The 20,236-nt window shown below is 63.4% G+C and carries 20 protein-coding genes; 11 read left to right on the plus strand and 9 right to left on the minus strand.

Annotated elements, in window-relative coordinates:
* The coding region (locus tag VMR03_RS16265) for a flavin monoamine oxidase family protein (protein ID WP_325407063.1) at nucleotides 1-783 on the plus strand (783 nt) is incomplete at its 5' end.
* 29 nt (nucleotides 784-812) lie between these two features.
* Here VMR03_RS16265 and VMR03_RS16270 read toward each other — a convergent pair.
* A complete protein-coding gene (locus tag VMR03_RS16270) occupies nucleotides 813-1,892 on the minus strand; it encodes a zinc-binding alcohol dehydrogenase family protein (RefSeq protein WP_325407065.1) in 1,080 nt (359 codons plus the stop codon).
* Nucleotides 1,893-2,004: 112 nt separating this feature from the next.
* On the opposite strand from VMR03_RS16270, the gene VMR03_RS16275 reads away from it, so the two are divergent.
* The 6 genes from VMR03_RS16275 to VMR03_RS16300 all read left to right on the plus strand — a co-directional run bounded on the left by VMR03_RS16275 (nucleotide 2,005) and on the right by VMR03_RS16300 (nucleotide 5,710).
* The gene (locus tag VMR03_RS16275; RefSeq protein WP_325407067.1) at nucleotides 2,005-2,778 is read left to right on the plus strand and encodes a helix-turn-helix transcriptional regulator; all 774 of its coding nucleotides are present in this window, start codon (nucleotides 2,005-2,007) and stop codon (nucleotides 2,776-2,778) included.
* A 495-nt stretch (nucleotides 2,779-3,273) separates the two neighbouring features.
* Entirely contained in the window at nucleotides 3,274-3,804 is a 531-nt protein-coding gene (speD, locus tag VMR03_RS16280) for an adenosylmethionine decarboxylase (RefSeq protein ID WP_325407070.1), read from the plus strand.
* Nucleotides 3,804-4,688, plus strand: a complete 885-nt coding sequence (gene speE, locus VMR03_RS16285; protein ID WP_325407072.1) for a polyamine aminopropyltransferase — start codon at nucleotides 3,804-3,806, stop codon at nucleotides 4,686-4,688. Before speD ends, speE begins: the two co-directional genes overlap by 1 nt.
* 153 nt (nucleotides 4,689-4,841) lie before the next feature.
* Nucleotides 4,842-5,003, plus strand: coding sequence for a hypothetical protein (locus tag VMR03_RS16290; protein WP_325407074.1), 162 nt, complete (start codon nucleotides 4,842-4,844; stop codon nucleotides 5,001-5,003).
* Nucleotides 5,004-5,105: 102 nt separating this feature from the next.
* A complete protein-coding gene (locus tag VMR03_RS16295; RefSeq protein ID WP_325407076.1) occupies nucleotides 5,106-5,294 on the plus strand; it encodes a hypothetical protein in 189 nt (62 codons plus the stop codon).
* A 242-nt stretch (nucleotides 5,295-5,536) separates the two neighbouring features.
* Nucleotides 5,537-5,710, plus strand: a complete 174-nt coding sequence (locus tag VMR03_RS16300; protein WP_325407078.1) for a hypothetical protein — start codon at nucleotides 5,537-5,539, stop codon at nucleotides 5,708-5,710.
* 23 nt (nucleotides 5,711-5,733) lie between these two features.
* On the opposite strand, the gene rraA is transcribed toward VMR03_RS16300, so the two are convergent.
* Together rraA and VMR03_RS16310 are read right to left on the minus strand one after the other, a co-directional pair.
* Entirely contained in the window at nucleotides 5,734-6,213 is a 480-nt protein-coding gene (gene rraA / locus VMR03_RS16305) for a ribonuclease E activity regulator RraA (RefSeq protein ID WP_325407081.1), read from the minus strand.
* Between the two features lie 81 nt (nucleotides 6,214-6,294).
* Nucleotides 6,295-6,771: a hypothetical protein gene (locus VMR03_RS16310; RefSeq protein WP_325407083.1), complete on the minus strand. Its 477-nt coding sequence runs from the start codon at nucleotides 6,769-6,771 to the stop codon at nucleotides 6,295-6,297.
* 313 nt (nucleotides 6,772-7,084) lie between these two features.
* On the opposite strand from VMR03_RS16310, the gene VMR03_RS16315 reads away from it, so the two are divergent.
* Complete coding sequence (locus VMR03_RS16315; RefSeq protein WP_325407085.1) at nucleotides 7,085-7,453, plus strand: nuclear transport factor 2 family protein; 369 nt, start codon at nucleotides 7,085-7,087, stop codon at nucleotides 7,451-7,453.
* A 62-nt stretch (nucleotides 7,454-7,515) separates the two neighbouring features.
* On the opposite strand, the gene VMR03_RS16320 is transcribed toward VMR03_RS16315, so the two are convergent.
* The 3 genes from VMR03_RS16320 to aceB all read right to left on the minus strand — a co-directional run bounded on the left by VMR03_RS16320 (nucleotide 7,516) and on the right by aceB (nucleotide 11,755).
* Nucleotides 7,516-8,673, minus strand: a complete 1,158-nt coding sequence (locus tag VMR03_RS16320) for a serine hydrolase domain-containing protein (RefSeq protein WP_325407087.1) — start codon at nucleotides 8,671-8,673, stop codon at nucleotides 7,516-7,518.
* Between the two features lie 125 nt (nucleotides 8,674-8,798).
* Nucleotides 8,799-10,091, minus strand: coding sequence for an isocitrate lyase (aceA, locus tag VMR03_RS16325; protein WP_325407089.1), 1,293 nt, complete (start codon nucleotides 10,089-10,091; stop codon nucleotides 8,799-8,801).
* Nucleotides 10,092-10,135: 44 nt separating this feature from the next.
* Nucleotides 10,136-11,755: a malate synthase A gene (gene aceB, locus VMR03_RS16330; RefSeq protein ID WP_325407091.1), complete on the minus strand. Its 1,620-nt coding sequence runs from the start codon at nucleotides 11,753-11,755 to the stop codon at nucleotides 10,136-10,138.
* Nucleotides 11,756-11,953: 198 nt separating this feature from the next.
* Between aceB and VMR03_RS16335 the strand changes: the two genes are divergently transcribed.
* Entirely contained in the window at nucleotides 11,954-13,399 is a 1,446-nt protein-coding gene (locus VMR03_RS16335) for a helix-turn-helix domain-containing protein (protein ID WP_325407093.1), read from the plus strand.
* 107 nt (nucleotides 13,400-13,506) lie between these two features.
* On the opposite strand, the gene cydB is transcribed toward VMR03_RS16335, so the two are convergent.
* The 3 genes from cydB to VMR03_RS16350 all read right to left on the minus strand — a co-directional run bounded on the left by cydB (nucleotide 13,507) and on the right by VMR03_RS16350 (nucleotide 17,537).
* Nucleotides 13,507-14,514: a cytochrome d ubiquinol oxidase subunit II gene (gene cydB / locus VMR03_RS16340; RefSeq protein WP_325407095.1), complete on the minus strand. Its 1,008-nt coding sequence runs from the start codon at nucleotides 14,512-14,514 to the stop codon at nucleotides 13,507-13,509.
* A complete protein-coding gene (locus VMR03_RS16345; protein WP_325407097.1) occupies nucleotides 14,511-15,926 on the minus strand; it encodes a cytochrome ubiquinol oxidase subunit I in 1,416 nt (471 codons plus the stop codon). The genes cydB and VMR03_RS16345 overlap by 4 nt, the downstream gene beginning before the upstream one ends.
* A gap of 108 nt (nucleotides 15,927-16,034) precedes the next feature.
* Nucleotides 16,035-17,537: a histidine kinase dimerization/phospho-acceptor domain-containing protein gene (locus tag VMR03_RS16350; RefSeq protein ID WP_325407098.1), complete on the minus strand. Its 1,503-nt coding sequence runs from the start codon at nucleotides 17,535-17,537 to the stop codon at nucleotides 16,035-16,037.
* A 539-nt stretch (nucleotides 17,538-18,076) separates the two neighbouring features.
* On the opposite strand from VMR03_RS16350, the gene hisS reads away from it, so the two are divergent.
* Entirely contained in the window at nucleotides 18,077-19,600 is a 1,524-nt protein-coding gene (gene hisS, locus VMR03_RS16355; RefSeq protein WP_325407101.1) for a histidine--tRNA ligase, read from the plus strand.
* An 87-nt stretch (nucleotides 19,601-19,687) separates the two neighbouring features.
* A partial coding sequence (locus VMR03_RS16360) for an ATP phosphoribosyltransferase regulatory subunit (protein ID WP_325407099.1) occupies nucleotides 19,688-20,236 on the plus strand: 549 nt, incomplete at its 3' end.

The following is a 20,236-nucleotide window of genomic DNA, read 5'->3' on the forward strand; positions in this document are numbered from 1 at the left end:
GTCGAGGATTTGATCGGTGTCAAGGACGGCGCGCAGGAAGCGAAATTCAAAGGCGGCGCGCATTCGATCGCGCGGCGTCTTGCCGAAAGCCTGAAGACGCCGGTCGTGCTCGACGCCCCCGTACGCGCGATCAGGCAGGACGATGAGGGCGTCACGATCCGCAGCGACAAGGGCGATTATCGCGCGGCGCATGTCGTCATCGCGGTGCCGCCGGTGCTCGCCGCGCGCATCCATTACGACGTCGCCCTGCCGGCGAAGCGCGACGGGCTTTTCCAGCGCATGCCGATGGGCTCGGTCATCAAGGTGCATGTCGCCTACAAGGAACCCTTCTGGCGTCGCGCCGGATTGTCAGGGCAGGCCGCCAGCGATCATCATGCCTTCAATGTCGTTTTCGATCAGACGCCGGAAGACGAGCGCGTCGGCATTCTCGTCGGCTTCATCGATGGCGACCATGCGGTCGAGATGAGCGCGCGCGGCGACAATGCGCGGCGGCAAAGCGTCATCTCGGCTCTCACCGATTACTTCGGTCCGAAGGCCGCCGAGCCCATCGATTACGTCGATCAGGATTGGACCGCCGAAGAGTGGAGCCGCGGTTGCTATGTCGCGCATATGGCGCCCGGCGTCATGACGCGCTACGGCGATGTGATCCGGGAACCGGTGGGCCGCCTTCATTGGGCGGGCACGGAAACGGCGACCGAATGGGTCGGTTACATGGACGGCGCGCTGCAATCGGGCATCCGCGCGGCTGCAGAGATCGTGCAACGGACCCAGGTGCGGCAGTAGGCGCGGGGTGCCAGCGCTGTCGCTGAGCGTCAGGGGCAGATGACCGTGCGCTTGAATCTCCCGCCTTTCGCCGCCGCTTGCGCGACGGCCTCGTTGGCCTGATCCAGCGGGAAGGCCGTGATCTCCACCATGGAGATGTCCAGCAGGCCTGCACGCACCAGATTTATCATCGTCGTGTTGGCGGAGGGCGGATACATCCACTGTCCCTTGACCGTGATGTTGTTGCGCATGAGCCAGGGGTAGGGGAGCGCGAGATCGTCGCCGCCCAGCATGCCGACGCCGCCCATCAGGACGACGCGGCCATATTCCCGCACCGTCATCGCGGCGGCACGGACGGAGGAGGTCGGCGCCTCGGGTGGCAGCAGGTCGAGCACGGCGTCGATGGGGCCGGGCGACGCCGCCTGCATCCGCCGGATATCCTCCGCCTCGTCGCCGGTCAGCTTCACGGTCCGTACGCGCGGCCCGAACCGGCGCTTGAGGCTTTCGAGCATCGCCTCGTTGCGTCCCGGGGCGATGACACAGGCCGCTCCCATGGCCAGCGCGACCGCCACACCCGCGCTGCCGAAATTCCCGGTGGCGCCGCTCACCAGCAGCGTTTCGCCCGGCTTGAGGTCGATGGCGAGGAGGCCGCCATAAGGAACCAGATAGAGGCTGAGGACGCACCACCTTGCCGCATCCGCCGCGTCGATCGGACCGAGCGGGAAGACATTCTCCGTCGGCACCAGCATCTGCTCCGCCCATGAGCCATGGTGGAAGTGCTGCTGCAGCTTCAGGCCGCCCTCTCCGCGCGCGCTGAGGCCCTGCAGCGTGATGTCGGGCGTCTTCGCATCGTCGCGCGAGCGTACCGTCGGATCGCAAACGACCCATTCTCCGACCTTGAGCCTCGTGGCATCCGGTCCGATCGCACGGACGCGGCCGACCGCGCCGGCGCCCGGCACCATGGGCAGGGTCATCGGATATTGCCGTTCCCCGCTCAGCACTTCGCCCATGTAGGGCAGGACGCCTGCCGCCGCGACATCGACGATGACCTCCCCGGTGCCCAGCACCGGGTCAGGGAGCTCTTTAATGACGAGCGGGGTTCCGAATTCCTTGAGGATGGCAGCTTTCATGTCGGGTCTCCTTCGGGCTGAAGACCTTTTTTCGCATGTCTGGAAAACCGCATTCAGACCTAATATTATCCTAGGATTGAGAATGTTCCTCCGGAGCCCAGGGGCCGTGCCGATGAATGAGGTTGTCAGCAGTGAACTGGGCGACTTTCTTCGCTCGCGTCGTGCGAGGTTGTCGCCGGAGGCAGTGGGCCTCCCCAGCGGTCGTCGTCGGCGGACCCCCGGTCTGCGCCGCGAGGAAGTCGCTCAACTCGCCGGCATCGGTGTCGATTGGTATATCCGGCTGGAACAAGGGCGCACCGTCAGCCCTTCGGCGACGACGGTGGATGCGCTGTCGCGCGCCTTGCGCCTCAATCCGGTGGAGGAGACGCATTTGCGGGCGCTGACCCGCAACGCCGAGCGCCAGCCCTTTGCTCGCGAGGTCGTGCCGGAAAGCCTTTTGCGCACCGTCGAGGCGTTGAACGTCCCGGCCTATGTGACCGGGCGGCGCTGGGATGTGCTGTGCTGGAACGCCGCAGCTGCCGAGATATTTGCTTTCGACCGGGTGCCCGAGGAAGACCGCAACACTTTAATTCTGGTACTGACCAATCCGAAGACCCGCCGGCTTTTCGGCACAGGCTGGGCCGAGGAAGCAAAGAGAATGGTGGCCCAGTTCCGCGCGACCCACGACCTTCGGGCATGGGACCCTGCATTCGCGGATCTGGTGAAACGTCTGCGAGCCGGGTGCCCCGAATTCGCCACCTGGTGGGAGGCTCACGATCTTCGAGAAACCGTCGCCGGCCAAAAGCAGCTAACCCACCCTCGCAAGGGAGCGCTACGCCTCCAGTACACAACCTTCCAGGCCAATGACGATCCAGGCCTGAGGTTGGTGATCTACACTCAGCCCTAGTCTCAGCGTTGCGGCAATGCCGGCTCATCTCTACCAGCCGTGGTCAATCGATCACGCGCGTTCGGTTTCGATCGTCGCAATTATGACAAGCCGCGGAAATCTGCGGTTTTTCTTGACACGCTGCACTGCGCCATTTACATCACGCGGCAGAACGCAATCGCACGTGCCTCTGGCCAGACTGGTTACGTAACGGCGTACGCGTCTCTTTTGGAAAGTTTGGCGGCCTGCCGCAATCAGGCAAACCCGCTGGGTTTCGAGGGAGAATGCATATGCCGGATTATAGTCTGAGGGGCTGACGCCCCGGATCAAAGCCGAGCCGTCCTCGCGTAACGCAGGACAAGTCGGGCGAGACAGCCCCACACCCGGCAAAAAACAAGCGAAGCGTTTCTTCTGAAAGCTTTTAGTTTTATGGGCCCCGACGCACCCGGAAGGGAGCGTTCCGTCGTCACGGAACGGGTTCGGCAAGCCCGGTCATCTACTGGTTGGAGAGAGGCCATGTCCGAGCCCCGCGCCCTCTTCCAATTGGGGATCGACTTGAATTGCGATTCAAGGAAGACCCAGGCGGAAGTTCTCGAGTTCCCTCATCACGTCGCCGGTCTCGGCGATGTCGAAACGCTGTCCGAAGGACCGCGCGCGCATGCCGACGAGCGCAAGGATTTCTTCATCGAGCGCGACGGCGAACGCTTCGCCGGCACGCATCTCATCATCGATCTGATCGGCGCGAGCCGGCTGGACGATCTCGCGCATATCGAGAAGACGCTGATCCGCTGCGTCGAGGTTTCGAAGGCGACGCTTCTGCATATCCATCTCCATCACTTCACACCCAATGGCGGCGTGTCGGGCGTGGCGGTGCTGTCGGAAAGCCATATCTCGATCCACACCTGGCCCGAGGCGGATTACGCCGCGCTCGACGTCTTCATGTGCGGCGAGGCCGAACCGCAAAATTCGATCGCGGTCCTGCAGGAGGCATTCGGTCCTTCGAACGTCCGCGTCGAGGAATTGCGTCGCGGCAGGGGCATGGTCTGATGACCGACGGAAAGAGCGGTCCGCGCTGGATCACGGAGACCCTTCACGAGGAAGGCGGCCTCCGGACGTCCTATCGCGCGGATCGCGTTCTGTTCGAGGAAGCGACCGATCACCAGCATCTCGTGATTTTCGACAATCCGACCTTCGGCCGGATGATGTCGCTCGACGGCGCGACGCAGGTGACGGAGAAGGACGAGTTCGTCTATCACGAGATGATGACGCATGTGCCGGTCTTCGCGCATGGCAACGTCAGGTCGTTGCTCATCATCGGCGGCGGCGACGGCGGTATCCTGCGCGAGGCAGTCCGTCATGCGGAGATCGAGAAGATCACCATGGTCGAGATCGATCCGGCGGTGACGGATTTCTCGAAGACCCATCTGCCGATGGTCTCCGCCGGTGCCTTCGACGATCCGCGGCTCGATCTCGTCTTCGCCGACGGCGCCAAATTCGTCGAGGACGAGGGGGATGGCTACGATGTCATCATCGTCGATTCGACCGATCCCGTCGGACCGGGGGCCGTACTCTTCGAGGAAAGCTTTTACCGCGATGCGAAGAAACGCCTCAACGAAGGCGGCATCATCGTGACGCAGAATGGCGTGCCGTTTCTGCAGCCGGCGGAACTTCAGAGTACGATCTCGAAATTCCATCGCCTGTTCCGTTTCAGCGGATGCTATCTCGCAACCATCCCGACCTATGTCGGCGGACCCATGGCGATGGGTATCGGCACGGACGACGAGTTCGTCAGGGCGGTCACGCTCGAATGCCTTGAGCGCCGTTTCGAGGCCGCGAATTTCCCGACGCAGTACTACACGCCGGAAGTTCACAAGGCGGCTTTCGCCTTGCCAGCCTATATCCAGCGTCTCGTCGACGCCGCCCGGGCCTGACGTCTATCGGCACGGGGCGTGTCGAGACAATTTCCCTGTGTGAGCGAATATGTGTATCCTCCCGGGCGACTCGGTGGGCGCCGGGCCACTACGACTTGTTAAACAAGCGAGTGGGATATTTGCAGATCTCGTGTGGGAGAGACTCTGTTGGGCATGTCATCTGACGCCGAGGATATCGGCGGGGTTTCCGGCGTTCTCGCGGAAAGCGATGTCGAGGAAGCCAGGATTTCCGACTATGTGCTTTTCATTGCCGCGGCCGCGATTTCGATCGCATTGATCGGTTTTGCCGCCGTCGAGCTGGCTCGGACCTTCTAGGTCCTGCGGAGCGATGGCGACGGCATGCCGCACATGCCGCATATTGCTAAAACCATAGTTTTCTGATAGAGAATTAAGTGTTTTAGCGAGAGAGGTCGCGTAATGGGTGACATACAGCACTTCGGAAAGCTTAGTGACGCGCAACGTGCCGGGACCTATGGGGTGGCCGACGCGGGTGCGGAGCCGGCACGCGCGTCGGATTATGCGCTTCTCTTTGGGGTCGGCACCCTGTCGATGGCGCTGACGGTTTTCGGCGCCTGGAAGGTCGTCGAACTGCTGGCTCATATCTGAGCGACGGCTTCGCCCGCTCGCCTTCCGGACTCCTCCCTCCTCGACCCGGCGCAACGGGTCCAAATGCACCCAGAAAAAGTGGCGAAAGATTGCGCCATTTTCTGGAATTCGTCGGCGGTCCCTTTACGTTGGATCACGCGAGCGGTGTCGGAGACGCATTGGGCCGCGTCTCATTTCGACACCGTATTGGGGGCCGGGGACCGTGCTTGTCCAACGGTCGTCACCTGAGTTTGGGCATTCCGATGGGCAAACCGATTTCGACAAGGGCGCCGGGCGACGACGACAGGGTTGTGCCGGTCGGGGAAGACGAGATGCTTCCCGCACGACGCAGCGACTACATGATTTTCCTGCTGTTCGCGGTTATATCGCTATCGCTGATTTCGTTCGGCCTCTGGGAGGCGATCAACCGCTTCTAGGCTGGCTGTGCGGGCGGGGCGGCCTAACCGATCCGGGTCGGGCTGACGACGATGCCGTCGCCGTCCGCATAGAGATATTCGCCGGGGCGGAATACGACGCCGGCAAAGGCCACGGCGACACCGACTTCACCCAGCCCCTTGCGGTCGCTTCTCCTCGGATGTGCGGCGAGAGCCTTCACGCCGATATTTGAAGTCGCGATCTCGGCCGTGTCGCGCACACAGCCATTGATGACGAGACCAGCCCAGCCATTTCTTTCGGCCAGCACCGCGAGATTGCCGCCGAAGAGCGCGCATCTCAGCGAACCGCCGCCATCGACCACGAGGACGCGGCCCTCGCCGGGCGTTTCCAGCAATTCACGGACCTTCGGATTGTCTTCGAAAGTCTTCAGCGTCGCGATGGGCCCCGAGAAGGCGAGCTTGCTACCGTAATCGCGGAAGACGGACTCCCCATGCTGGATGTCGGGATGTGCGTCGGAAAGATCGGTCGTCGCGGGAGAGGTCATGAACGGTCCGGATGGAAGGTGACGAGACGAGCCATTGATACCGAAGAAACTCGCCGGCCGGGCAAGAATTTTCGGATCGTCTCACGCGGCGGGATAAAGCGCCTGCAGCCGCCGGTGCCGATGGCGAAAGATCGCGCGCACGACGAAGTTGGTGAGGGTGGAGGTCGAGCCGATGCGCGGCACCACGGTCACAGTGTCGCGCAGCACGGTTCCGTGCTCGGTCGCCGTCAGCCGTCGTTCGTGGCGCCAGAGCTTTTGCAGCAGGCTGTGCGAGGTTTCGACGAAGTGACCCGGCCCGACTTCATGGATGACGAAGACGTGGCGGTCGAAGGGGATGAGGCCGAAAAGAAAAATCCAGGAGCCGAAAAGCGGCTGATCGAGCGGTGCGTCGGCGAGGCCGAGATCGGCTTCGGGAAAGCTCATGCGAATGAGCGGCATCAGCTCGGCATTGACGCCGGCGGGCGTCGTTACCGCATGCCAGAGCCTGTCCGGCGCGCAGGGCAGTTCGGTCGAAATGTCGACGGCGTGTGCGGGCGGGGCATCATCTGAAAATGTCATGTGGGTGGATTCGTGCTTGACGTCTAATTTGATAATGATTATCAATAACAAATCCGGAGGCGGGTGCAAGCGGTTTTGAGCGGGCCGCCCATTCCGCGCCGGACAAACCCCAGCGAAGCTCGCTGCGGCGGGATCCCGTCCTCCCGATCCCGCAATGTAGCGACGATAAAAGGCCGCGACGCCGTTCCTCGTCGCGGCCTTTCCCTTTTTCAGAGGCGTTCAACGCCGGTTCCGGTTACCTCGCGCGTAATCGACTTCGGTTCGCGCGGCAAGCAGCATGTGCCTCGTTCCCGTTGCTCAAAAGGAGATGCACATGACCGATTACAACCGCGTCGTCGAAGGCTACTTCGCCGTCTGGAACGAGGAAGCCTCGGAGCGCCGCCGCGCGCTCATCGCGAAGACCTGGACGGAGGGCGCCACTTATCTCGATCCGATGCTCAGCGGCGACGGTCACGACGGCATCGACCGCATGATCGCCGCCGTCCACGAGAAATTTCCAGGCCACAGATTCAAGCCGAAGGGCGCCGTCGACGGACATGCCGACCGCCTGCGCTTCAGTTGGGAGCTCGTCGGGCCGGACGGCAAGGGCGTCGGCGTCGCCGGCACGGATTTCGGCGTCGTCGCAGGCGACGGACGGCTCGCCGCCGTTACAGGTTTTCTCGATCAAGCGCCGGGCGCCTGAGCAGGAACGGGACTGCGGAGATTTATGCCGCAGTCCCTCCATTTTCCGGAGGCTTAGATTGATTACAGGCTCGCTAGCGACGTGTAGCTCGCCGCGATAATCGCATTGGCGCGGGCGTCGCCGGCGAGTTCCGCGCCCATCTGGTTCATCACGTAGGAAATGGCGATGCCCGTTGCCGGATCGGCCATGCCGAAGGAACCGCCCCAGCCCGAATGGCCGAAGCTCTCGTCGCTGGGGCCGAAGAGCCCGCCGCCATTGAGCAGATATCCCGCCGCCCAGCGGCCGGGCATGCCCAGGACTTCATCCACGCCTTCGATCCGGGTGGCCGTCATGGCACGGATCGTTTCCAGCTTTACGAGCCGCCTGCCATCGATCATGCCATTGCCGGCCAGAGCGCCGTAGACGCGGGCGATCGCCGCCGCCGTGCCCTGTCCATTCGCGGAAGAGAGTTCGGCCGCCCGCCAGAAGCGTTTGTTCGGAACGAGGGCGTCGAGCGCCGGGTTGGCCAATGCCACGATCTGCGAGGGGTTGAGCGTGTAGCCGTCGGGCAAGCCGGATTTTCCCGCCGGGATCATTTCCGCGACGCGGGCATCTTCGGTTTCGGGCAGGCCAATGAAGAAGTCGATGCCAAAGGGCTGCGCGACCTCTTCATCGAAATAAGTGCCGATCGTCGCGCCGGCCACGCGTCTGACGAGTTCTCCGACGAGAATGCCGACAGTGAGGGCATGATAGCCGGACTTCGAGCCGGGCTCCCAGAGCGGCGCCTGCGCGGCAAGCCTTTCGGCCATCAAGGCATGGTCGCACATCTCCTCGATGGTGGTCGGGACCGAGGGCCCGCAGAGCCCTGCCTGATGGGAAAGCATCTGCCCGACCGTGATGTTGCCTTTCCCTTCGGCCGCAAATTCGGGCCAGTATTTCGAGACCCTGTCCTCGTAGGACATCTGCCCGCGTTCGACGAGCATCGCACAGACGAGCGCGCCCATGCCCTTCGTTGTCGACCAGACGTTGGCGAGCGTGTCGCGTGTCCAGGGTCTCGCGCGTGCCGCGTCCGCGAAGCCGCCCCAGAGATCGACGACGACCTGGCCGTCCTTCACGACGGAGACCGAAGCGCCCGCTTCGCCGCGCAGCGCGAAGTTCTCCGCGAATGCCGCGCGGACGGGCTCGAACCCCGCCGCACAAGTCCCGTGAATTGCCGCTCCGGGGGCGGTCCCGTCAGCCATGCCATCCTCCCCCAAGGTTCAGTGCTTCTGTTGCCGGACAGCCTCTCGCAAAGATAGGCGTCAGGCAAAGAAAAACCCGCGGGGATCGTTCCCCGCGGGTCTCGTCTTGAAGTGTCGTAGCCGGATTAGTGCGCGGCGGCCTTGAACTGCTGGGCTTCGGTCGAGTCGCCGAGGGCTGTCGTGGAGCTTTCGCCGCCGGCGGCTGCGATCGACACGAGGTCGAAGTAGCCGGTGCCGACTTCGCGCTGGTGGCGCGTCGCGGTGTAGCCCTTGGCTTCCGAGGCGAACTCGGCCTGCTGCAGCTCGGAGTAAGCCGCCATGCCGCGATCGCGGTAGCCCGAGGCCAGCTCGAACATGCCGTGGTTGAGCTGGTGGAAACCGGCCAGCGTGACGAACTGGTACTTGTAGCCCATCGCCGCGATTTCCTTCTGGAACTTCGCGATGGTCGCCTTGTCGAGCTTCGCTTCCCAGTTGAAGGAGGGCGAGCAGTTATAGGCGAGGAGCTGGTCCGGATATTCCTTGCGGACGGCTTCGGCGAAGCGCTTGGCGTCGGCGAGGTTCGGGACCGAGGTCTCCCACCACAGCAGATCGGCATAGGGCGCGAAGGCGAGGCCGCGCTTGATGCAATGGTCGACGCCCGTGCCCGGCTTCAGGCGGTAGAAGCCTTCGACCGTGCGGCCCTTGTCGAAGTCGATGAACTCGTGATCGCGCTCGTCGATGTCCGACGTGATCAGGTTCGCGGATTCGGCGTCGGTACGCGCCATGATGAGCGTCGGCGTGCCCATGACGTCGGCGCCGAGGCGCGCGGCGTTGAGGTTGCGCTCATGCGCGCGCGTCGGGATCAGAACCTTGCCGCCGAGATGGCCGCACTTCTTTTCAGACGCGAGCTGGTCTTCGTAGTGAACGCCCGAAGCGCCGGCTTCGATATAGGCCTTCATGATCTCGAAGCAGTTCAGCGGGCCGCCGAAACCGGCTTCCGCGTCGGCGACGATCGGCAGGAACCAGTCGCGCTTGGCGCCGCCTTCCGAGTGCTCGATCTCGTCCGCACGCTTCAGGGCGCGGTTGATCTTCTTGGCGAGTTCCGGACCGGCATTCGCGGGGTAAAGCGACTGGTCGGGATACATCGCGCCGGCGGTGTTGGCGTCGGCGGCAACCTGCCAGCCCGAGAGATAGATCGCCTTCAGGCCCGCACGCGCCATCTGCATGGCCTGGTTGCCGGAGAGGGCGCCCAGCGAATGCACGTAGTCGCCGGAGTTCAGCATTTCCCAGAGCTTGTTCGCGCCGCGCGTGGCGAGCGTGTACTCGATCGGGAAGGAGCCGCGCAGCTTCTCAACGTCTTCGACGCTGTAGTTGCGCTTCACATTGTCGAAGCGGCCCTTGGGCGCGCTCGGGATCAGGTCGTAAAAGGTCTTGCTCATGGGATGGTCCTCGGGTCAACAGTCTCGGGGCTTGGTGATCGGATTTAGTTTTCGTGACTGACGAGCAGCCGGTAGGCGGGCAGCGTCAGGAATTCTTCGCATTCCTCGGCGGTTGCCATTTCCGCAAAGAGGCGGATCGCCTCGTCGAAATGGCCTTGCGTCCAGCGCGTCTCGCCGAGAGTGGCGCGCAGTTTCTTCATCTCGTCGTCGAGCACTTCGCGGAAAAGCTCCGGCGTAACCGTGCGGCCGTCCGAAAGCTTCGCCGCGTGGTAGAGCCACTGCCAGATCTGCGTGCGGCTGATTTCGGCCGTCGCGGCATCTTCCATCAGGTTGTAGAGCGGCACGGCGCCGCGGCCGCCGAGCCAGGCTTCGATATATTGCACGCCGACGCGCACGCATTCGCGCATGCCGTCCTCGGTGCGCTCGCCCTGATGCGGCTCGAGCAGTTCCTTCTGGCCGACATTCACATCCTGACGCTGGCGCGAAAGCTGGTTCGGGCCGGTGAGCTTGCCGAAGATTTCCATCGCGACCGGCACGAGATCGGGATGCGCGACCCAGGTGCCGTCGTGACCGTTGGTCGCTTCGCGCTCCTTGTCTGCGCGCACCTTGTTGAAGGCCGCATCATTCGCCGCTTCGTCGCCCTTCACGGGGATCTGGGCGGCCATGCCGCCCATCGCGAAGGCGCCGCGCTCATGGCAGGTCTTCACGAGGAGAAGCGAATAGGCGTTAAGGAAGGCCTTGCCCATGACGACCGAAGCGCGGTCGGGCAGCAGGTAGTTCGGGTTCTTCCCGAGCCGCTTGATGTAGCTGAAGATGTAGTCCCAGCGGCCGCAGTTGAGGCCGACGATGTGGTCCTTCAGCTCATAAAGGATTTCGTGCATCTCGAAGGCGGCGGGCAGGGTCTCGATCAGCACCGTGACCTTGATCGAGCCGTTCGGAATGCCGAGCACCTTCTGCGCATGAACGAAGGCGTCGTTCCAGAGGCGCGCTTCCTTGTGGCTCTCCATCTTCGGCAGATAGAAATAGGGGCCGGTGCCGTGCGCCTTCAGCTTCTTCGCGTTGTGGAAGAAGTAGAGGCCGAAATCGAAGAGCGAGCCGGACATCGGCAGGCCGTCGATCTCGACATGCGCCTCGTCGAGATGCCAGCCGCGGGGGCGGACGTTGAGGACCGCATGCTTGTCGGCGACGTTGTAGGTCTTGCCGTTCGCTTCGTCGGTGAAGCCGATCTTGCCATCCCAGTAGTCGATGAGATTGATCTGGCCGCCGATCATGTTGTCCCAGGTCGGCGCCGCCGCATCCTCGAAATCGGTCATGTAGGACTGCGCGCCGGAATTGAGCGCGTTGATGACCATCTTGCGGTTGTCGACGGGGCCCGTGATCTCGACGCGGCGGTCGAGCAGATCCTTCGGGATCGGCGCAACCTTCCAGTCGCCTTCGCGGACCGACTTGGTCTCGGCCAGAAAATCGGGCAGTTCGCCGGCATCGAAGCGCTTCTGGCGCTCGGCACGGGCGGCGAGGAGCTCGCGACGGCGGGCGCCGAACTTGCGTTCGAGCTCGGCGACGAAGGCGAGGGCATCGGCCGTGAGCACACGCTCATAGCCGGGCTTCACGCTCCCGCGAATCTGGATGCCGTCCTTGCTGGTTGCCGCTGCCGACTGGCTCATGGCCGATGTCTCCACTCTGCGCTTCTGCTTGACGATGCGCGGGTCATACATCCACAACAACCGAAAGTCCAAAACATTCCTAAGTCTTTGAAACTGTTAAAGTAAAGAACTTCACAGAATGAGTGAATGAAATCGTTGAGAATGTAAATTTTGTAAATTACAATCGCTATCATCGCCGTTTCGGAGGGCTTTGCAGCCATGTCGTCGGAGAAAAAAGTCTTTGCGGGTCCGCGCGTTAGGCGGCTTCGCCGTGAGCGGAGCCTGACCCAGGCGCGCATGGCGGCCGATCTCGGTATTTCGGCCAGTTACCTTAATCTCATCGAGCGGAACCAGCGGCCGATGTCGGCGCAGATCCTGCTGAAGCTCGCCGAAGTCTATGATGTCGAGCTCCGGAGCCTTGCTGGTGACGACGAGGCACGCTCGCTCACCACGCTGAAAGAAGTCTTCGGCGATCCTCTGTTCCGCGATAGCGGGCTCTCCATTCAGGATATGCAGGAGGTCTCCGCCGCGAGTCCGGCGGCGGCCGATGCCGTGGCGACGCTCTATCGGGCCTATCAGCAAGCGGTGGCGAACACTTCGGCCCTGGCCGAGCGGCTTGCCGATCGCGATCTGCTCGACGGGGGGCAGGCGATCAGCGCTCCGCTCGAAGAGGTGCGCGACTTCATCAACAGCCGCAACAATCACTTCCCGGCGCTCGACGAGACCGCCGAGGAACTTTACCGCAAGGCGTCGCTCGGCGCCGACGAGCCCTATGTCAGCCTGCGCAATTATCTGCGCGCCGCGCATGGCGTCGCGACCCGCGTGGTGCCTGCCGATCTGATGTCGGGCGAACTGCGGCGCTACGACCGCCATCGTCAGACGATCTTTCTCTCCGAGCTGCTCGACCAGCCGGGGCGCTCGTTCCAGCTTGCCTATCAGCTTGGCTATTTCGAGCAATCGCGGGCGATCGAGGACATCGTCGAGACCTCGGGTCTCGACGGCGACGAGGCGCGTACGCTCTGCCGTGTCGCGCTCGCCAATTATTTCGCGGCGGCGCTGCTGATGCCTTATGCGGCCTTTGTCCGCACGGCAGAGGAGACGCATTACGATCTGCGTCTGTTGGGACGGCGTTTCGGCACCAGCTTCGAGCAGGTCTGTCACCGGCTGACGACGCTGCAGCGGCCCGGCGCGCGCGGCATTCCGTTTTTCCTGATCCGCGTCGACAATGCGGGCAACGTCTCGAAGCGTTTTTCGGCGGCGGGATTTCACTTCGCGCGTTTCGGCGGAACCTGCCCGCGCTGGAACGTGCACGACGCTTTCCGCGTGCCCGGCGACATCTATACGCAGGTTATCCAGATGGAGGACGGCACACGCTATTTCTCGATCTCGCGCACGGTGAGCCGGGGCGGCTCGGGCATCGGCGTGCCGGGCGATCAATATGCGGTGGGGCTCGGCTGCGAAATCACCCATGCGCGCAAGCTCGTCTATAGCCGCGGCTACGATCTCGACGACGCGCGCGGCGCGACGCCCATCGGCGTCAATTGCAGGCTTTGCGAAAGGCTCGATTGTTCGCAGCGCGCCTTCCCGCCGTTGAAGCAGCGGCTGCGCGTCGAGGATCATGTGCGCGGCATCTCGCCCTTCGGTGTGCCGGTGACGAGCGGCTGACCTGGCGCTAGATCAGGAAAAGCAGGCGGATGCCATAGGCGAGCGCCGCCGTGGCGAGGACGCCCGCGACCCAGAGTCCCGCGAACCAGAGAGCCTTGCGGCCCCCCTCACTCATCCGAATAACCGCCATGCTCGGTCGCCTTGCCGCGGAAAACCGAATAGGCGTACCAAGTGTAAAAAAGGATCATCGGCAAGGTAATCGCGACGCCGACCAGCGCGAAGAGGATGGTGCTCGAAGGCGCCGCCGCCTGATGGATCGTGAGAGCCGGCGGGATGATGTTCGGCCAGAGGCTGATGGCGAGGCCCAGAAAGCCGAGCAGGAAGACCGCCATGGCGAAAGCGAGCGGCAGGCGCTCGCGCCCCGAGATCAGTGACCAGTAGAGTCCCGCAAGGGCCGCCGCGGTCAGCAGCGGCACGGGCGCGAGCAACAGGATCTGCGGACCACCGAACCAGCGGTCCGATATCGCGGATGACATCAGCGGCGTGATGATGCTGACGGCGCCCATCGCGACGATGACGCCGCCGCCCGTGACCATCGCCGCGCGGCGCGCCCAGGCTTGTGTTTTGTGTTCGGTCTTCAACACGAGCCATGCGGCGCCCAACAGCGCATAGCCGAAGACCACGCCAATGCCGGTCAGGATCGAGAAGGGGGAGAGCCAGTCGAAAAGATGGCCCGCGAAGCGGCCGTTCTCGACATGGACGCCCTGGATCAACGCGCCGAGCAATACGCCCTGCATAAGCGCGGAAAACAGAGAGCCGCCGAAAAAGGCGCGATCCCAGATGCGCTTGCTCGTGGATGCACCGTGGCGGAATTCGAAAGAGACGCCGCGAAAGATCAGCGCGAAAAGAAGACCCATGACCGGCATGTAGAAGGCAGGCATGACGATCGCATAAGCGGTCGGGAAGAAGACGAGAAGCCCGCCGCCGCCGAGGACAAGCCACGTTTCGTTGCCGTCCCAGATCGGCGCGACCGAATTCATCATGGTCGAGCGCGACTGGTGGTCGGGCGCAAAGGGAAAGAGGATGCCGACGCCGAGATCGAATCCGTCGAGCATGACATAGAGAAGAATGCTGAGGGCAATGATGCCGGCCGCGACGAGCGGAAGATCGATCATGAGTAAACCTCCCCTTCGCCGTCCTTGCGCGGCGGCAGGACGAGGCCGGGCCTCGCGCCTTGTATCGCTTCCGGCTCCGCATATTCGTCGAGCGGCTTCGGCCCCACGCGGATGATCTTCGAGACGTAATAGAGATAGGCGCCGAAGAGGCCGCCATAGACGATCAGGAAGACGATGAGGCTCGTCGTCACGGCGCCGACATCGACCACCGGCGAAATGCTGTCCACGGTGCGCAGATGGCCGTAGACGGTGAAGGGCTGGCGGCCGACCTCGGCGACATACCAGCCGGCGAGAATGGCGACGAGGCCGAGCGGCGTCGAAAGCGTCGCGAGACGCATCAGCCATTTGTCGGTTTCGAGCGTGCCGCGCCAGCGGGAGACGGCGCTCCACGCGCCGATCAGCAGAAAGAGAAGGCCGAGGCCGACCATGACGCGAAAGCTCCAGAAGACGATGCCGACCGGCGGACGGTCTTGCTTAGGTACGTCCTTCAGGCCCGGCACGATACCGTCGATGTCATGGGTCAGAATGAGGCTCGCAATGCCAGGTATCGAAATCTCGTAATGATTGGTCTCGTTCTTCGCGTCAGGGATGGCGAAGAAAATGATCGGCGCGCGGGCCTGCCTGTCCCAGTTCGCTTCCATCGCCGCGACCTTCACCGGCTGATGCTCCAGCACGTTGAGGCCGTGCTGGTCGCCGAGAAAGATTTGCAGCGGCGCGAGGATCAGGATCGCCCAGAGCGCGATCGAATAGCTCTTGCGCGCCAATACCGTGTGTTTGCCGGCGAGGAGATAGCCCGCCGAAATGCCGGCGATGGCGAGCGCCGAGGTGAGATAGGCGGCCGCCACCATATGCGTGAAACGATAGGGGAAGGACGGGTTGAAGATGACGGCGACCCAGCTATCGGGCACGAAATGCCCGGCCGCGGCGTCGAAATGCGCGCCGGCGGGCGTCTGCATCCAGCTATTGGCCGAGAGAATCCAGAAGGCGGAGACGACAGTGCCTGCGCCGACCAGACAGGTGGCGAGGAAGTGGAGGCGCGGCCCCACCTTGTTCCAGCCGAAGAGCATGATGCCGAGGAAGCCTGCTTCCATGAAGAAGGCGGTGAGAACCTCGTAGGCCATCAGCGGCCCGAGGACGGGCCCGACGATGCGCGAGAACTCGGCCCAGTTGGTGCCGAATTCATACTCGAGCACGATGCCTGAAACGACGCCCATGCCAAAGGAGAGGGCGAAGAGCCGGACCCAGAACTGATAGAGGCGCCGCCAGGCTTCGTCGCCTGTTCGCAACCAGAAAGCCTCGACCAGAACGAGAAATCCCGAAAGGCCGATCGTCAGTGCCGGGAAAATGATGTGGAAGGATATCGTAAAGGCGAACTGCAAGCGCGAGAGAACGACAACATCAGCGTCGGGCATGACTCACCTCCGATTGCGCCGACTATACATCAGAGCTGCGTTCTCGCCATGCGACCCAGTGTCAATAATAATGGCACTAAAAGAAGGGTTTTTCGAAGACGTGCAGTCTTAACGAACGAGACGTTCGGCCGGGAAGCTCAGGGTGATGCTCATCGGCGCGGCCCCGCCGCCATCCACGTTCAGCGTGCCGCCATGCAGCTCCATCACCTTGCGTGTGAGGGAAAGGCCGAGCCCTTCCGAGCGTGCGGCGCCGCTACCGGCGGCGCTGACGAAGGGATCGTCCGTGGCGGAATAGGGCAGGCGGGTCTGAGCGTCCTCGCCGTCGCCGGCGATTTCGCTCAGCGTCAGAACGATACCGGTGGAGGTTCCCGTGGCGGACAGACGCAACGTCGCGCCGCGGCGCGACGTGTGGATCGCCTCGGCGATCAGTCGGAACAGTCCCTGACGCAGCCGCTTGGAGTCGCCGCGCAGGCCTGGCAGTTTCTGCGGGCAATCGATCTCAAGCCTCAGCCCTTCCTCGCCGGCCCGGGCCCGTTGGCTGGCGACGGCGATCTCGATCAGCTGGCCGAGATTGCAGATTTCGTCGGTGAGGCTCACCAGGTCGGTTTCGGCCTCTGCAATGCCGAGCAGATCCTCGATCATGTCGAGCAGCATCGTTCCGCTCGAATGAATGTCGTTGGCATATTCGCGGTAACGCTGCTGGCCGATGGGACCAAGCTGCTCGTTCTTCATCAGTTCGGAAAAGCCGATGATGTGCGTCAGCGGTGTGCGGAGATCGTGATTGACGTTCGAGAAGAAAGTCCGGCTGCGCTTCTTCGCCTCGCGGCTTTGCGCCTCGGCGGCCTGCATCGTGTGTTCGAGCCTGCGGCGCACGGTAACGTCGTTCAGCGCCGCGACGCGTGCGGGCACGCCGCCCCAGCGCGTGTCGACGATGCGCATCTCCGCGAAGCGATTGTCGCCGTCCGGCCGCACAACGGCGACTTCGTGCTCGCCGGGATCGGTCGGAAGGCCGAAAGGCTTGCCGATCAGATCGTCGGCCGTGCGACCGAGCAGTTCTTCCGCCGCGCCGTTGGCGAAGCGCACATTGCCGTGGCTGTCGAGAATGACCATAGCCTCGGAGGTTTCCTGAACCAGCGTGACCTGCGGCTCCGATTTCGGATGCACCTCGTTGATCTGACGCCGTTCGCGCGCTTGCCGCCGCGCCACGGCGCGATGAAGCGCCAGCATCAGGGCACGGGGTGCATCTGCATCGATGCCAAGGCAGTCTTCCGCACCGGCATTCATGGCGCGTATCTGCAGACCGGCATCCTCGCGGCCGACGGCGAGCACGGGTGCGTCGGGTCCGAGCGCGATCACGCGATGAAGGAATTCGATTTCGCCGTCTTCGCCATCGGCGATATCGACAATCAGTGCGTCGATGCCGGGAACGAGGAGGGGCTCGATGCCGTCGCAAGGCGCCGAAAAGCTGAAGCTGATCGAGCCGCCGTCGATGGAAGACGTCGACTGCAATCCGTTGAGGAGGGTGCGATCCTTGCTCACGACATGGGTCGCCAGCGAGGGCAGAACCGTGCGGCCCTCGTAACCCGTGGGAATGCGACCTGTCGATTCCATATGTATCGCTCGGCCCATATCAGGCATTCCTTCCGGCCCCCGCCACTGGTCGATCTGGAAACTTTCTTCGTGTCTCAATCGACCAATCCGCCCGTTCAACTCGACTAGCGTAATGAGTGAGGTGTTGCCGTGACTCTGCTTGAACAAGGTTGACGCAGAACCGCCTCGCCGGTTCCGATGATCTGCATTTTTGGTAAATACTTGGTAAAGATTGGGGATATCTTGTGTGTGCGGTGTGAGCCACATACAAGAAGAATGGTCCGGCTCGATGGAGCAAAAGCTGAGCGGACTCAATGCTCTTGGGGCCGGCCTTCATCTCGTTTCGGCTGATGAATGAGAGGGTTCGGCTTTACCGATCGTTAGGAGGCGCCCGGCGCGGCAAATTGCCCCCGCCGGGTCCTGTTTAACCCTTCGGTACATTTCAGCCGGCAGGTGATTCGCGGTTTCACCCGTCCGAAGCCAACCTTGTTCCCCCTCCCGCGATGAGTTAGGTATGCGCCCGCGCCGGGTTCGGCGTGTTCAAACGGTTTCCGACGGTCATGGCCAAGCAGGAAAAGACCTTTCGCCCCAAGGCGCGCGTGCCGAAGGGGCTGCGCGACGTCGCCGCGCCCATGGTGCGGGCGGAGGCGCGGATGCTCGCGCGCATTCGCGAGGTCTATGAACGCTATGGTTTCGACCCGCTGGAGACCTCGGCGATGGAATATGCCGATGCGCTCGGCAAGTTCCTGCCCGACGAGGACCGTCCCAACGAAGGTGTCTTTTCCTTTCAGGACGACGACGAGCAATGGCTCGCCTTGCGCTACGACCTGACGGCGCCGCTTGCGCGCTATGTCGCCGAGAATTACGACGGCCTGCCGAAGCCTTTCCGCCGCTACCAGACGGGGCCCGTCTGGCGCAACGAGAAGCCGGGCCCGGGCCGTTTCCGCCAGTTCACGCAGTTCGATGCCGACACGGTCGGTGCGCCGACGATCGCCGCAGACGCCGAGATGTGCATGATGGCCTGCGATACGCTGGAAGCGCTGGGGCTTGCGCGCGGCCAGTACCGTCTGCGCGTCAACAACCGCAAGGTGCTCGACGGTCTCCTCGAGGAAATCGGCCTCGGCACCGATGCCGCCGATCGCACGCATATGACGGTGCTGCGCTCCATCGACAAGTTCGACAAGCTTGGCCGTCGCGGCGTCGAGTTGCTGCTCGGCGCGGGCCGCAAGGACGAGTCCGGCGACTTCACGAAGGGCGCGGGCCTTGGCGCAGAGCAGATTTCGCGCGTGCTCGACTATGTGGAATCGGGCCTCAACGAAGGCTCCGCCGATCGCGGCGCCGTGCTCGACGGCTGGCGCAAGGTTGTCGGCGCGAGCGCCATCGGCCGCGACGGTATCGACGAGCTTGCCGAAATGGATGCGCTCTTCCGGGCGGCGGGCTATGGCCCGGATCGCATCGAGTTCAATTCCTGGATCGTGCGCGGGCTCGGCTATTACACCGGCCCCGTCTTCGAGGCCGAGCTTCTCTTCGACGTGAAGGACGAGGACGGCAATCTCGTGCGCTTCGGCTCCGTCGGGTCGGGCGGGCGCTATGACGGGCTCATCGAGCGCTTCAAGGGCGTGAAGGTGCCGGCGACCGGCTTTTCGGTCGGCGTCAGCCGCCTGCAATCCGCGCTCGAAGCGCTGGGCCGCGTCGAGAAGGATCTCGTCGCGCCGCCGGTCGTCGTGCTGACGCTCGATGCCGCGAACATGGCGGGCTATCAGGCGATGGTCGGCGAACTCCGCGCCGCCGGCATCCGCGCTGAAATGTATCTCGGCGGTTCGGGCATGCGCGCCCAGATGAAATATGCCGACCGGCGCGCCTCGCCCGTCGCGGTCATCGAGGGCGAGGACGAGCGCGCAAAGGGCATCGTCACGCTGAAGGACCTGATCCTCGGCTCCGAGGTTTCGCGCGAGATCACCGACAATGCCGAGTGGCGCCAGAGTGCCGCTGCCCAGATCGAGGTCGCGCGCGACAAGCTCGTCGAGGGCGTGTGCGAAATTCTCGCCCGGCATGGCCTCCATCCGGGGCTCCATCGCCATTAGGCGATCGCTTCCCCGTTCTCGAAATTAACGAAAATCATGATAAAAGGGCGCGGCCGGAGGGTCCGGCGCGCGCGAAGGATAAAGACCATGTCATCGACGCCAGCGAGAAATCCGGCGGGACTTGAGGGAGGCACGGGCGCCATGCGCGCGGTCTTCGAGCGCGCGGGCTTTGCCCCTGTCGAGCCGCCGCTGCTGCAGCCGGCCGACGTCTTCCTCGACCGGTCGGGCGAAGATATCCGCCGCCGCCTTTATGTGTTCACCGATCCGGGCGGGCAGGAACTCTGCCTGCGCCCGGACCTCACCATTCCGACCTGCCGGCTTTATCTTGAAGGCGCGGGCAAGGGCGAGGCGAAGTTCTGCTATTCAGGGCCCGTTTTCCGCTTCGAGCCCAAGGGGTCGGGCAAACCGACCGAAGTCGTGCAGACCGGCGCCGAGTTTTTTGGCGGCACCGATGCGGAAGCTGCCGATGCCGAAATGCTGGCGCTTGCCGCCGATGCGGTGCGCGCGGGCGGCCTTTCCGGTTTCGACATCGAGATGGGCGACCTCGCGCTGTTCGATGCGCTGGTCGATGCGCTCGACATTCCGTCGGGCTGGCGTACGCGACTGAAGCGGCATTTCTGGCGGCCGGACTATTTC

Origin of the sequence: Parvibaculum sp. (assembly GCF_035511255.1) — a bacterium.
GTDB lineage: Bacteria > Pseudomonadota > Alphaproteobacteria > Parvibaculales > Parvibaculaceae > Parvibaculum.